10 protein-coding genes and 1 pseudogene are annotated in these 12,138 nt (G+C 43.3%); 7 read left to right on the top strand and 4 right to left on the bottom strand.

Translation table 11 applies throughout. From position 1 onward, the window contains the following. Positions 1-9 precede the first annotated feature (9 nt). Positions 10-1,032 (bottom strand): phage shock protein operon transcriptional activator, encoded by a 1,023-nt coding sequence (pspF, locus tag OCW38_RS09265; RefSeq protein WP_010440089.1) that lies wholly within the window; start codon positions 1,030-1,032, stop codon positions 10-12. 298 nt (positions 1,033-1,330) lie between these two features. On the opposite strand from pspF, the gene pspA reads away from it, so the two are divergent. The 7 genes from pspA (at position 1,331) to OCW38_RS09230 (ending at position 8,829) form a co-directional block, all read left to right on the top strand. After that, the gene (pspA, locus tag OCW38_RS09260; protein ID WP_010440091.1) at positions 1,331-2,002 is read left to right on the top strand and encodes a phage shock protein PspA; all 672 of its coding nucleotides are present in this window, start codon (positions 1,331-1,333) and stop codon (positions 2,000-2,002) included. Positions 2,003-2,017: 15 nt separating this feature from the next. Continuing rightward, positions 2,018-2,251 (top strand): envelope stress response membrane protein PspB, encoded by a 234-nt coding sequence (pspB, locus tag OCW38_RS09255; RefSeq protein ID WP_004734605.1) that lies wholly within the window; start codon positions 2,018-2,020, stop codon positions 2,249-2,251. Further along, a complete protein-coding gene (gene pspC, locus OCW38_RS09250; RefSeq protein ID WP_016790799.1) occupies positions 2,244-2,630 on the top strand; it encodes an envelope stress response membrane protein PspC in 387 nt (128 codons plus the stop codon). The genes pspB and pspC overlap by 8 nt, the downstream gene beginning before the upstream one ends. Positions 2,631-2,787: 157 nt before the next feature. Further along, complete coding sequence (locus OCW38_RS09245; protein ID WP_010440094.1) at positions 2,788-3,822, top strand: efflux RND transporter periplasmic adaptor subunit; 1,035 nt, start codon at positions 2,788-2,790, stop codon at positions 3,820-3,822. A 1-nt stretch (position 3,823) separates the two neighbouring features. Beyond that, the gene (locus OCW38_RS09240; RefSeq protein WP_010440097.1) at positions 3,824-4,909 is read left to right on the top strand and encodes an efflux RND transporter periplasmic adaptor subunit; all 1,086 of its coding nucleotides are present in this window, start codon (positions 3,824-3,826) and stop codon (positions 4,907-4,909) included. Beyond that, positions 4,902-8,012: an efflux RND transporter permease subunit gene (locus OCW38_RS09235; RefSeq protein ID WP_261893805.1), complete on the top strand. Its 3,111-nt coding sequence runs from the start codon at positions 4,902-4,904 to the stop codon at positions 8,010-8,012. Before OCW38_RS09240 ends, OCW38_RS09235 begins: the two co-directional genes overlap by 8 nt. A 250-nt stretch (positions 8,013-8,262) precedes the next feature. Then, positions 8,263-8,829 carry a DNA-3-methyladenine glycosylase I gene (locus tag OCW38_RS09230; protein ID WP_016784623.1) on the top strand — a complete coding sequence of 189 codons (567 nt, stop codon included), beginning with the start codon at positions 8,263-8,265 and terminating at the stop codon, positions 8,827-8,829. 45 nt (positions 8,830-8,874) lie between these two features. On the opposite strand, the pseudogene OCW38_RS22975 reads toward OCW38_RS09230, so the two are convergent. From OCW38_RS22975 to cls, 3 genes and pseudogenes are all read right to left on the bottom strand, one after another. Continuing rightward, a pseudogene (locus OCW38_RS22975) lies at positions 8,875-9,070 on the bottom strand (hypothetical protein). Between the two features lie 20 nt (positions 9,071-9,090). Beyond that, positions 9,091-10,275, bottom strand: a complete 1,185-nt coding sequence (locus OCW38_RS09225) for a cystathionine beta-lyase (protein ID WP_016768580.1) — start codon at positions 10,273-10,275, stop codon at positions 9,091-9,093. A gap of 188 nt (positions 10,276-10,463) precedes the next feature. Next, on the bottom strand, positions 10,464-11,918 hold the full coding sequence (cls, locus tag OCW38_RS09220) for a cardiolipin synthase (protein WP_261893802.1): 1,455 nt from the start codon (positions 11,916-11,918) through the stop codon (positions 10,464-10,466). Between the last annotated feature and the right edge of the window lie 220 nt (positions 11,919-12,138).

Here is a 12,138-nt window from a genome sequence, read left to right as displayed (position 1 = left end):
TGTGGACAGCTATTTATCGTTAGCTTGTCCAACAATCGCGTACTTCCTCACCATTCCTCGTAATTGGTTGTAGGTTAACCCGAGTAATTCTGCTGCTTGCTTTTGGTTATACTTGCTTTGTTTTAAGGCTTGATTGAGCAGCTGGATGTCTTGTTGTTCTTGCCATGCTTTGTAGTCAAGCGGCAAAGAAAATGTCCCTTCAGATGAAGTATGGTTGGTGGATGGATCATTGCCAATTTCTAGTGTGGAATTTTGCTCAGTTTTCCATGCTGGCTCAAACGGGTTAAACACTAAAGTTTCAATAGGATATGGATTCTTACCGTGTTGATAGATAGCACGTTCAATAACGTTTTTGAGTTCTCTCACATTTCCTGGCCAAGAATAATCCAACAACGCATCAACGGCTGAAGGTGAGAAGCCGACAAACAATTCTAGTTCCAATTCTCGACACATCTTGATGGCGTAATACTCGGCGAGCAGTGTGATGTCTTCTTTGCGCTCACGAAGCGGCGGGATAGTAATCACGTCAAACGCCAGCCTGTCCAATAAATCGGCTCTGAATTCTCCCTTCAATGCCATAGCGGGTAGGTCGGCATTGGTTGCGCAGACTAGCCTTACATTAGCACTTAGTGCTTTTTGCCCGCCCACACGCTCATACTGACCGTATTCAATTACACGCAATAGCTTCTCTTGAACAGCAAGGGGAGTTGTAGCGAGTTCATCTAGAAAAAGGGTTCCACTTTCAGCTCTTTCAAAACGACCTTGATGGCGTCCTTTTGAACCAGTAAAAGAACCAGATTCATGACCAAACAGTTCTGAATCAATCAATCCTTCACTGAGTGTTGAGCAGTTCAGTGAGATCAAGGGTTGATCCCAGCGTCTTGAAAGGTAATGCAGCCTTTGAGCGATTAGCTCTTTACCCGTACCACGCTCTCCTATGATCAGAATCGGCCTTTCAATGTGGGCTAACTGAGACACTTTATCCAAAACAGAGAGAAAGCTAGGTGATTCACCAATAAGATTCTGCTGCATAGCGGTTCCTTGTGTGGTTTGAGCGCTGGTTGATGCTATTAGAGGGCTCAATTTAAATAGCTTAAGCAAAAGAGTAGTGGCGAAAAATACCATTACTTGGCTAAATTCATCATAGCATGTATAAACTTAATCACCATTTTATTATAAGTTATTGATAATAAATGGCTTAAAAGTTGGCACGCTACTTGGATTACTCATAGTAGGTTTAACAATAAACGTAAATTTGTGAGCAGGTGGATTGGGAAGTCGAACAACGATTTAAAACACATTTGCCATCATTGTAATTAAGGAGTTCCTCATGGGTATTTTTTCTCGCTTTGCAGACATTGTAAATTCAAACATCAGTGCACTATTAGATAAGGCTGAAGATCCAGAAAAGATGATTCGTCTTATTATCCAAGAAATGGAAGACACCTTAGTTGAAGTTCGTACCAACTCAGCAAAAGCAATTGCTGACAAGAAAGAGCTAGCGCGTAAAGTAGAAGCTATCGAAACACAGATTCTAGATTGGCAAAATAAAGCGACACTTGCCCTGACCAAACAACGCGAAGATTTGGCGAGAGCGGCGCTAATCGAAAAGCAAAAACTGGAAGACATCATCAAGAGCCTTCACACCGAACAAACCTTGGTTCATGAAACCATCGAAAAATTGACGAGTGAAATTGGTAAACTTGAAACAAAGATCGCAGAAACTCGTGCAAAGCAGCAAGCACTTATGATTCGTAATAACGCTGCGAGTAATCGTCGTGATGTTCAAAAACACTTGCACTCAAGCAAAACCAACGAAGCAATGGCGAAGTTTGAGCAATTCTCGCGTAAAGTGGATGAATTAGAAGCTGAAGCAGACGTTTACGCTAAGACAGGCAATGCAAAATCTTTAGATCAAGAATTTGCCGAACTACAAGCTCAAGATGAAATTGAAAAAGAGCTGGCGAAACTGAAGCAGCAAGTTGAAAACCGCGATAAATAATTTTAGGAGTTGTCTATGTCAACATTTCTAATTGCAGGTCCACTGATTGTCTTTTTAATCTTCGTGGCACCGCTATGGTTGTTCTTACATTACCGCAGCAAGAAGAAATCCAGCAATGGTCTTTCAGAGACGGATCTTCAACGTTTACACAAGCTTTCTGCTCAAGCTGAATCGATGCAAGATCGCGTGAAAACGCTAGAAAAAATACTGGATGCGGAGTCACCTAACTGGAGACGAAACTATGAGTAGAGAACTGTATCGCGATCCCATTAACGGTAAGCTTTCTGGAGTATGTGCCGGGTTAGCGAACTATTTTGGCCTGGAAGTTTGGTTGGTTCGTATCTTAGTTATCTCTGCGGCGCTACTTGGCGGAAGCTTTCTTGTCTTACTGGCGTATATTGCTTTGACATTTATGATTGAAAAACAACCACCTCAGTATGTCGATGAAATGAAAGCTAAACAAGAGCACACGCTGAAGCAAAAACCTTGGGAAAAAGGGCAAACGGCAGAGACTCTATTAGGCACTTTAGAAGATGATTTACAGAAGTTAGAGACCAGTGTGCGTAATATGGAAGCCTATGTAACCTCAGACACTTTTAAAGTCGACCGCGCATTTAAGAACATGTAACGGTAAACCTAAAAAAGATTAGATAACGGTTTAGGAAAATTTATTCCAAGCCGTTATTTTTTTTAATAATTTTGTCTAAATAAATCTTACGATAACTGGTAAGTTACATGTGATTAATCTATGTTATAAAAATATTTATAGATATGGATGATCACCAATGTATAGAGCCTCCGTTGTCCTTTTGACAGCCTTAGCTGGGTTGTCTGGGTGTGGTAAGGAGCTTCCTCCGGTACCTGAGCCTGAATCTAGACCCGCCAAACTCTTCACTGTCTCCGTTGGCAATAATGCCTTTGAACGTAGTTTCCCTGCCACCACTGAAGCCGGCGACAAAGCGGTACTTGCATTTCGTGTTCCTGGTTTATTGCAGAGCATTGACGTTACGTCTGGTCAGCAGGTTAACAAGGGTGATGAACTTGCAACGCTCAATCCTGATGAATATCAGTTGTTAGAAAAGCAAGCGAGAGCGAATTTTAAATTAGCCGATGTTCAATACCAACGTTCAATAAAGTTGCGTAAAGACCGAGTGGTATCAGAGCAAGATTTCGATCAGGCCAAAGCAAATCATAATTCGGCTAAAGCGGTTCTTAACCAAGCAAAAGCGAACCTTCGCTATACCACTTTGGTTGCGCCTTACGATGGAACGATTTCCATTATTCCCGCTGAAAACCATGAATACATCGCAGCCAAGCAAGGTGTGATGAATATTCAAACCAATCAAATTCTTAAAGTCGTATTCTTATTGCCCGACCAACTTATTACGCGCTTTTCTTCAGGGTTTGAGACAGATGCAACCATGGTTTTTGATGCGTTTCCTGAAAACTCTTACGTTTTAACCTTCCAAGAAGTGGATACTGAAGCCGACCCTACAACAGGCTCATACAAAGTCACTATGGTTATGGAAAGACCAACTGATGTCGGCATTTTACCGGGTATGTCTGGCACGGTAAATTTGGTTTCAGCACAGGCGGCTGCAACCAAAATTCCAACGTCAGCAATGATGACCGATGGGGATGATGTCTCAGTCTGGCGCGTAGATAGCGACGGTATTGTTGAAAACGTAGCCATTGTGATTGATGAAAAGCGTCATATCGTGTCTGGCCTAAACGATGGCGACCGAGTTGTGACTTCTGGTGTTAATGGTCTTGAAGCTGGCGTCAAAGTTCGTGAGTGGATCAAGGAAAGGGGGCTATAACATGAAAGCACTTAAGGTAGTTGCAGGAATGTCGTGTTTGGCCTTACTTACAGCTTGTGAAGATAAGCAAGTTGTGGAAGTCAATAACACTCCTTTGGTTAAAGCTATTGAGATCTCAGTCATCGATTTTAGCGATAAACTCTACTTCCCCGCAGTCGCAAACGCTGCGGAGAAAGCTCATCTCAGTTTTCGAGTTGCAGGTGAAATCAATAAGCTCGATGTGAAAGAGGGTGAGCGGGTTAAAGCTGGAGATATTATTGCTGAGTTGGATCCTACCGACTACCAATTGGAGGTGGATAACACTCAAGCACGATACACAGTAATCAATAGCCAGTACCGACGTTCAAGTCCACTTGTTAAAAAAGGCCTATTGGCTAAGTCTCAGTTTGATGAAATTGCCGCTCAACGACAAATTGCTTACGCCGAACTTGAATTAGCAAAACTGCGCTTGTCGTTCACTAAGCTTCGCGCCCCAGTTGATGGAATTATCTCTCGAGTCAGTGTCGACCAATATGAAAACATTCAGGTTGGCCAACAAATCGTAAATATTCACAGCATTGAAGATGTCGAGGTGGTGATCCAGCTGCCCGATCAAATCTATGTGAATCAACCTAATGAAACATTGCTCTCGAATGTTGAAGCCGTAGTGAGAGTTCCAAGCGGTAACGAATACACCGCAGGTATTAAAGAGTTCACAACCGAACCGGACCCAAGTACGGGTACCTTTACAGTGACACTTGCTTTACCTATGCCAGAAGATGACTTGATTCTTGATGGTATGGCTGTGGAAGTGACTTCAAACGGGCGAGATATCGGCTTGGAATTGAAAGCTGGAGTTTTGATTCCAATTGAAGCTGTGTTTAATGCCGATGGCGATGAGTTAACGCGTCAAAACTCTTATGTTTGGGTACTCAATGACGACAACACCGTCTCGAAGCAGCAAGTTGTGTTAGGAAAAGCAAACCAGAAAACGTTGCAGATAATGAAAGGATTGGAAGTGGGGCAGCATGTCGTTGTTGCAGGCGTATCGCGATTGCGAGATGGGATGACAGTGGAAGTATTGTCTCAGGAGACGAACAATGAGTGAAGTAAATAACAAGCCCCAAAATGACGATCAACAGGGTGATGATCAGATCACAGGTGTTGCTTCTTACTTTATACGTAACAAAGTCATTAGCTGGATGCTGTCTCTGATCTTTCTTATTGGTGGTGTCTCTGCATTTTTTGGGTTAGGGCGTTTAGAAGACCCTGCTTTTACCATCAAAGATGCAATGGTCGTGACCTCTTACCCAGGGGCTACGCCTCAGCAAGTGGAAGAAGAAGTTACCTACCCATTAGAGAAAGCAATTCAACAGCTTACCTATGTAGACGAAGTGAACTCTATCTCTAGCCGTGGCCTATCTCAGGTAACGGTAACGATGAAGAATAACTATGGTCCAGATGATCTTCCGCAAATCTGGGATGAGCTTCGCCGGAAAGTGAATGATCTCAAGGTTGAACTGCCACCCGGCGTTAATGATCCTCAAGTCATCGATGACTTCGGTGACGTTTACGGTATTTTGCTTGCAGTGACGGGTGATGGTTACAGCTACAAAGAACTGTTGGATTACATTGATTACCTAAGAAGAGAGCTCGAGTTGGTCGATGGGGTCAGTAAAGTTTCTGTTTCTGGTCAACAGCAAGAACAAGTCTTCATTGAGATATCGATGAAGCGGATAAGCTCCTTGGGGTTGTCGCCAACAACCGTGTTTAATCTTTTATCGACTCAGAACATCGTTTCTAGTGCTGGTGCGGTAAGGATTGGCGACGAATACATACGGATCCACCCAACGGGTGAGTTCCAAAACGTAGAACAACTTGGCGATTTGATTCTTACCGAAGGTGGCGCTCAAGGGCTTATCTACCTAAAAGATGTTGCTGATGTAACGCGTGGCTATGTTGAAGTACCGAGTAACATTATTGGTTACAACGGAAAACTTGCGCTTAACCTGGGTGTCTCCTTTGCTCAGGGAATGAACGTGGTTGCGGTGGGGGAGGCTTTTGATAGACGACTTGCAGAACTGAAATATCAACAACCTGTCGGTATTGATATCTCAGAGGTTTATAACCAGCCAAAAGAAGTCGATAAATCGGTAAGTGGATTTGTGGTCAGCCTCGGACAAGCGGTTGCCATCGTAATTATTGTGTTGTTGTTCTTCATGGGGCTTCGCTCTGGTTTGTTGATCGGTTTGATACTGTTGTTGACCGTTTTTGGCACTTTCATTTTTATGCAGTATTTCAAAATCGATTTACAACGTATCTCGCTAGGCGCTCTGGTTATCGCCTTGGGGATGCTGGTGGATAATGCCATTGTGGTGGTGGAAGGGATATTGATCGGCACGCAGAAGGGGCGAACCCGGATGCAGGCCGCCACCGATATCGTTACCCAAACTAAATGGCCGCTGCTGGGTGCAACTGTTATTGCGGTCACCGCTTTTGCACCGATAGGCTTGTCTGAAGACTCAACCGGTGAATACTGTGGCACCTTGTTCACGGTTCTACTTATCTCGTTAATGCTGAGTTGGTTTACTGCTATCTCAATTACGCCGTTCTTTGCTGATATTTTCTTTAAAGGTCAAAAGATTGACCCAGATAGCGAAGGTAAGGACCCATACAACGGGATGGTTTTTGTTATCTATAAAAACTTCCTTGAGTTCTGTATGAAGCGCGCGTGGCTTACCATGTTTGTTCTGATTATTGGTTTAGGAGCGAGTGTTTATGGTTTTGGTTTTGTGAAACAGGCCTTCTTCCCATCTTCAACTACACCAATGTTCCAAGTGGATGTGTGGATGCCAGAAGGTACCGATATTCGTGCAACCAACACCAAGCTTAAAGTGCTTGAAGGTTGGTTAGCGGAGCAGGATGAAGTCGAACATATCACGACGACGGCGGGTAAAGGCTTACAACGTTTCATGCTGACTTACTCTCCAGAAAAAAGTTATAGCGCATACGGTGAGATAACCGTTCGTGTGAAGAGTTATGAAGTGCTTGAGGGACTAATGCTGCGTTTTCGTGAACACGTAAACAGTCAGTTCCCTGAAATAGACTACAAGCTGAAACAAATTGAATTAGGTCCAGGTGGCGGTGCAAAAATTGAAGCAAGAATTGTAGGTTCTGATCCAACGGTACTGCGTTCAATTGCTGCGCAAGTTATGGATATCATGCGTGCTGATGACGGTGCGTTTAATATTCGTCACGATTGGCGTGAAAGAACTAAGGTGTTAGAGCCTCAGTTCAATGAAAGCCAAGCTCGCCGTTATGGTATTACCAAATCTGACGTTGATGATTTCCTAGCAATGTCTTTCTCTGGTAAATCGATTGGTGTGTACCGCGATGGTACTACGTTGATGCCTATCGTCGCGCGTTTACCGGAAGATGAGCGTATCGATATTCGTAACATTGAAGGCATGAAGATTTGGAGCCCAGCATTAAGTGAATACATCCCACTGCAACAAGTCACGCTAGGCTACGAGTTGGAATGGGAAGACCCACTGATCATTCGTAAGAACCGTAAGCGTATGCTAACGGTGATGGCCGACAATGACCTGTTGGGTGAAGAAACCGCTTCAACCCTGCAGAAGCGCTTACAGCCGCAAATTGAAGCGATTGAGATGCCACCGGGTTACTCACTTGAGTGGGGTGGTGAATATGAGTCATCTGCTGATGCACAGGCGTCACTTTTCACAACCATGCCTTTGGGTTACTTGTTCATGTTCTTGATTACAGTGTTCTTGTTTAACTCTGTAAAAGAACCATTAATTGTTTGGTTGACGGTTCCATTAGCACTAATTGGGGTAACGACAGGCTTATTGGCCTTGAATACACCATTTGGCTTTATGGCGTTGCTAGGCTTCTTGAGTTTATCCGGGATGCTACTTAAGAACGGTATCGTATTACTTGATCAAATTGAGATTGAAATGAAGTCAGGTAAAGATCCGTACATAGCGGTTGTTGACGCTGCATTAAGCCGTGTTCGTCCGGTATGCATGGCCGCGATTACGACCATTTTAGGTATGATCCCGTTACTGCCTGATATCTTTTTCAAGCCAATGGCAGTAACCATTATGTTTGGTTTAGGCTTTGCGACTGTACTGACGCTAATCGTAGTACCTGTGTTGTATCGTCTATTCCATAAGATTGAAGTGGCTTAACGCTAGGGCGTGTTGACCAGCAAACGCTGCCCGAAGGGTTCGAGCTGGGCGCCCTGCAAAAAGCGTTTTACTCTTTGTTGAGGGAGAATTTGCTTAGGATGAATAGGCTACTTCCCCCTTGCCTCGATTAAAAAGCTTTTATTTCGAACGAAATTTAACCACGAAAGGTCAACGCGCCCTATTTAACCTTTGAAATAATGCTCCCAATTGGGGCATTATTTTTATATACGAATACAAATGAGAACTTCAAATGGAAACAAACACATCAGATAGAACCTGCGCATGGGCGCTTAAACACGAACTTGAGAGGGAATATCACGATGCTGAGTGGGGTGTACCTGTTTATGATGACCAAGTTTTGTTTGAGTTCATTACTTTAGAGGGGGCTCAGGCTGGCCTTAGTTGGATCACGATACTTAAAAAGCGCGAGGGTTATCGTGCCGCTTTTGACAATTATGACCTTAATAAGTTAGCTGCGTTGAATGAAGACAATGTGCCGAATATTATCGAACACTTCGATGTGGTTAAGCATAAGGGTAAGATTGCTTCGGTATACAACAATGCTCGTTCAACCCTTGAGCTTCAGAAAGAGTTTGGCTCCCTATCCAATGCTTTATGGCAGTTTGTCGATAATAAGGTGATTGAAAATCAATGGACCGAGATGTCTCAAGTTCCCGCCTCTACAGAGCAATCCAAAGCGATGAGTAAGTTTTTAAAGAAGAGAGGGTTTAAATTTGTTGGTGAGACAATCTGTTACGCGTTTATGCAAGCAACAGGTATGGTCAATGATCATTTAGTCGGTTGCCCACACAAATAAAGTGTTATTTATTTCAGCGGAACAATCACTTAGAAATTGAAAAATTCATAGCCATTTTTTCATCGCTCTGAGATCTTTAAGTGGATGTGCTTTAAGGTTCAATATTGGCTTTGAAAGCTTCTGGATTATGAAGGCTTCTGGACTATGAGCGGTTTGTATTATGAGCTGAAGTATCTGAATATGAGTATTTTGAGTTATGCTTTCAACAGAAAAAGGCAGGAATATCCTGCCTTTTTTGCATATTAGACCTATCGTTTCAGATTAAATCAGAGCGCTATAACGTTCTAATCCCGCCTCTAGATCAGCAATCAGGTCATCAACATCTTCTAATCCAATATGAACACGTATCAAGGTACCTTCGAAATTAGGATTGGCAACAGTTCTCAAGCTGTCAAAACTGCTTGGTTCGTTAGCTAGAATCAAACTTTCAAATCCACCCCAAGAGTAACCCATACTAAAATGTGTCATTCCATCAAGTAACGCTGTCGTCGCTTTGATATTAGAGTTGTTTAGTACAAAAGAGAACAAGCCATTACCGCCAGTAAAATCTCGTTTGAAGAATTCATGGCCTGGGCAAGACTCAAGAGCAGGATGACGAACATGGTTAACTTCAGGACGACTCTCTAACCATTTTGCGACCTTCAAGCTGCTTTCTGCGTGTTGGCGTAGACGCACATCAAGAGTACGAATGCCGCGAAGCCCTAAATAAGCATCATCAGGTGAGACACATTGCCCCATCAAGTAACTTTGCTCTCTTAGTTGATCCCAGCATTTCTCATTGGCGACTGCCGTACCTAGCATCACATCAGAGTGACCCACGATGTATTTGGTCGCTGCTTGAATCGAGATATCAACACCAAAATCAAACGGTGAGAAGTTCACGCCAGCCGCCCAAGTATTGTCTAGCATAACGATGATGTCATGTTCATGAGCGATACGTGCTAGTGTTGGAATATCCTGCACTTCCATGGTGACAGAGCCTGGAGACTCAGTAAACAGCACCTTAGTGTTTGGCTTGATAAGGTCTTGGATACCTTCACCAATCGTTGGCTCGTAGTAAGTTGTCTCTACCCCCATCTTTTTCATGATGGTGTCACAGAAATCACGAGTAGGTTCGTAGCAGGTGTCAACCATTAAAATATGATCACCTGTTTCTACAAAAGAGAGAATGGCATTCGAAATTGCTGCTGTACCACACGGGTACAGTGCACAACCCGCGCCCCCTTCAACTTCAACCATGGCATCTTGGAAAGCGAAATGAGTGGTGGTTCCACGACGTCCGTAAAAAAGCGTCTTGTTAGCGCGATTAATCGTAGCTTTGCGCTTTTCTTCTACTGAGTTGAAAACGACAGTGGAAGCGCGTTGTACTGGTGGATTAACGACACCATTGGTCCACTTCTTATCACGACCTGCAGTGATGAGCTTAGTGGTTTTGTTCTCGGACATGCTGTGAATTCCTTATCAATCGGTTATGTCCTATTTAAAACATGCGAGTAGCCATCAAAGCAAGAGGGGAGAGAGAGTTTTTAACGTTTTCTTTTGCTTTTTAACTTTTCCTCGATTTGTGATGAAAAGTTAAAAAGCGATCGCAAAGATACTATTCGTTGCCAATGGTGGTCGGCGAGCGAGGAGTATTAAAGCAACGGGTTGAATAAATAGAACAGTCTCTCAAAGAAACGGTTACGTAAATTTCTCTGTTCCCACTGCTCTAATTCCACGGGATGAGATGATTCAATATAGGATTGCTGTAAATCAAACAATTGCTTGGTGAAGTGTACGTCGTCAACGGCAAGGGTTACTTCAAAGTTGAGCCACAAGCTACGCATGTCGATATTGACGGTTCCGATCAAGCAAAACTCTTCATCGATCACTACTGATTTGGTGTGAAGAAGGCCGCCATAAAACTCGTAAATTTTCACGCCAGCTTCAAGTAGTTCTGTATAAAAGGCGCGAGATGCCCATTTAACCATTAGTGAATCGTTATTGTGTGGAATGATCAGTTCTACAGTTACGCCGCGTTGAGCTGTCATCTTAAGTGTTTCGAGTAAGTCAGCACTTGGCACAAAATAAGGTGTAGTAATACGTACAGAATGATTCGCTTGATTGATGGCGATGGTCAGTACTTGTAAGATCAAATATTCCGGCATGCCAGGGCCAGACGGCACTACTTGAACCGGATGATGTGTCATGATTTCTTCAACTGGGCATTCAGGTATATCAGGGAGAATGCGTTCACCAGTCTCAACTTCCCAATCCCAGCCATGAATAGAGGATAACACATTAACGGTTGGCCCAGTCACTCTGACCATTACATCAATCCACTGACCAACGCCGGAACTTTGTTTGAAGTGAGCAGGATCGACCATGTTCATTGAACCCGTATAGGCGATAGTCTCGTCAATCACAATGATTTTGCGGTGTTGTCTTAAATCTAGGCGACGTAAAAAAATACGCCATGGGCTCACTTCTAGTGCTTGTACGACTTGAACGCCTGCGTCCTTCATCATTGACTGCCAGTGGCTTTTGAAAAAGCGAGGGCTACCGGCTGAGTCAAGTAGGACCTTAACATCTACACCACGTTTGGCTGCTCGAATAAGAGCTGAAGCTACGGAATCGGTCAGGCCACCAGGGTGCCAAATGTAGAAAACCATCTTGATGCTGGTCTGGGCGTTTTCTATATCTTCGATAATGGCGTGTAGGATCTCATTGGGTGAAGATTGCAGTGAAAGTGTGTTTCCACTAAGAGCAGGAATACCCATTCTGTTATTACAGAGTTCATCGATTTTGTGGATAGGGGATCCCACTTTGCCGGGAAGATGCAGTTGGCAATCATTTAATTGGCGGAACCAGTCACCAAAGGGAGTAAACATACGATGTGCGCGCTCAGCCCTTTTTCGGCCTAGGTTTAGCTCACCAAAAAGGAAGTAACAAGCTACGCCAACAATCGGGATAATGTAGATAACCATTAGCCAAGCAAGAGAAACGCTGACAGAGCGCCGTTTTAGTACAACACGAAACGTCACACCGGCTACGAGAACCCAGTACAAAACAACAGAGGCCAAAGTTAAAAAATGATAAAGCTTATCCACATTGAATACTCGAAAAAAGAGACACTTAGATAGTAATGCTATTTAACGGATATGGGAATTTAAGGAATCAACTATTTACAAAATAGAGCAAAAGCTGTAAATAGGTTAAAGTTGTTAAGTTTTGGTTAACTTAAGAAGAAAACGATTGTTTTGTATGAAAAGTCGGCATTTAACCATAAAAATTTACATCTTTAACGAAATTTGTACGGTATGCACTTCC

The organism is Vibrio cyclitrophicus (assembly GCF_024347435.1).
Lineage (GTDB): Bacteria > Pseudomonadota > Gammaproteobacteria > Enterobacterales > Vibrionaceae > Vibrio > Vibrio cyclitrophicus.
Note: the sequence above shows the minus strand (reverse complement) of the source record. Positions and strands in the feature narration are given on the sequence as shown.

Excerpts from the sequence above, each read along its gene's own strand:
- OCW38_RS09225 (WP_016768580.1), bottom strand. The coding sequence starts at position 10,275 with ATGTCCGAGAACAAAACCACTAAGCTCATCACTGCAGGTCGTGATAAG.
- pspC (WP_016790799.1), top strand. The coding sequence starts at position 2,244 with ATGAGTAGAGAACTGTATCGCGATCCCATTAACGGTAAGCTTTCTGGA.
- OCW38_RS09245 (WP_010440094.1), top strand. The coding sequence starts at position 2,788 with ATGTATAGAGCCTCCGTTGTCCTTTTGACAGCCTTAGCTGGGTTGTCT.
- pspF (WP_010440089.1), bottom strand. The coding sequence starts at position 1,032 with ATGCAGCAGAATCTTATTGGTGAATCACCTAGCTTTCTCTCTGTTTTG.
- OCW38_RS09235 (WP_261893805.1), top strand. The coding sequence starts at position 4,902 with ATGAGTGAAGTAAATAACAAGCCCCAAAATGACGATCAACAGGGTGAT.
- pspB (WP_004734605.1), top strand. The coding sequence starts at position 2,018 with ATGTCAACATTTCTAATTGCAGGTCCACTGATTGTCTTTTTAATCTTC.
- OCW38_RS09240 (WP_010440097.1), top strand. The coding sequence starts at position 3,824 with ATGAAAGCACTTAAGGTAGTTGCAGGAATGTCGTGTTTGGCCTTACTT.
- OCW38_RS09230 (WP_016784623.1), top strand. The coding sequence starts at position 8,263 with ATGGAAACAAACACATCAGATAGAACCTGCGCATGGGCGCTTAAACAC.
- pspA (WP_010440091.1), top strand. The coding sequence starts at position 1,331 with ATGGGTATTTTTTCTCGCTTTGCAGACATTGTAAATTCAAACATCAGT.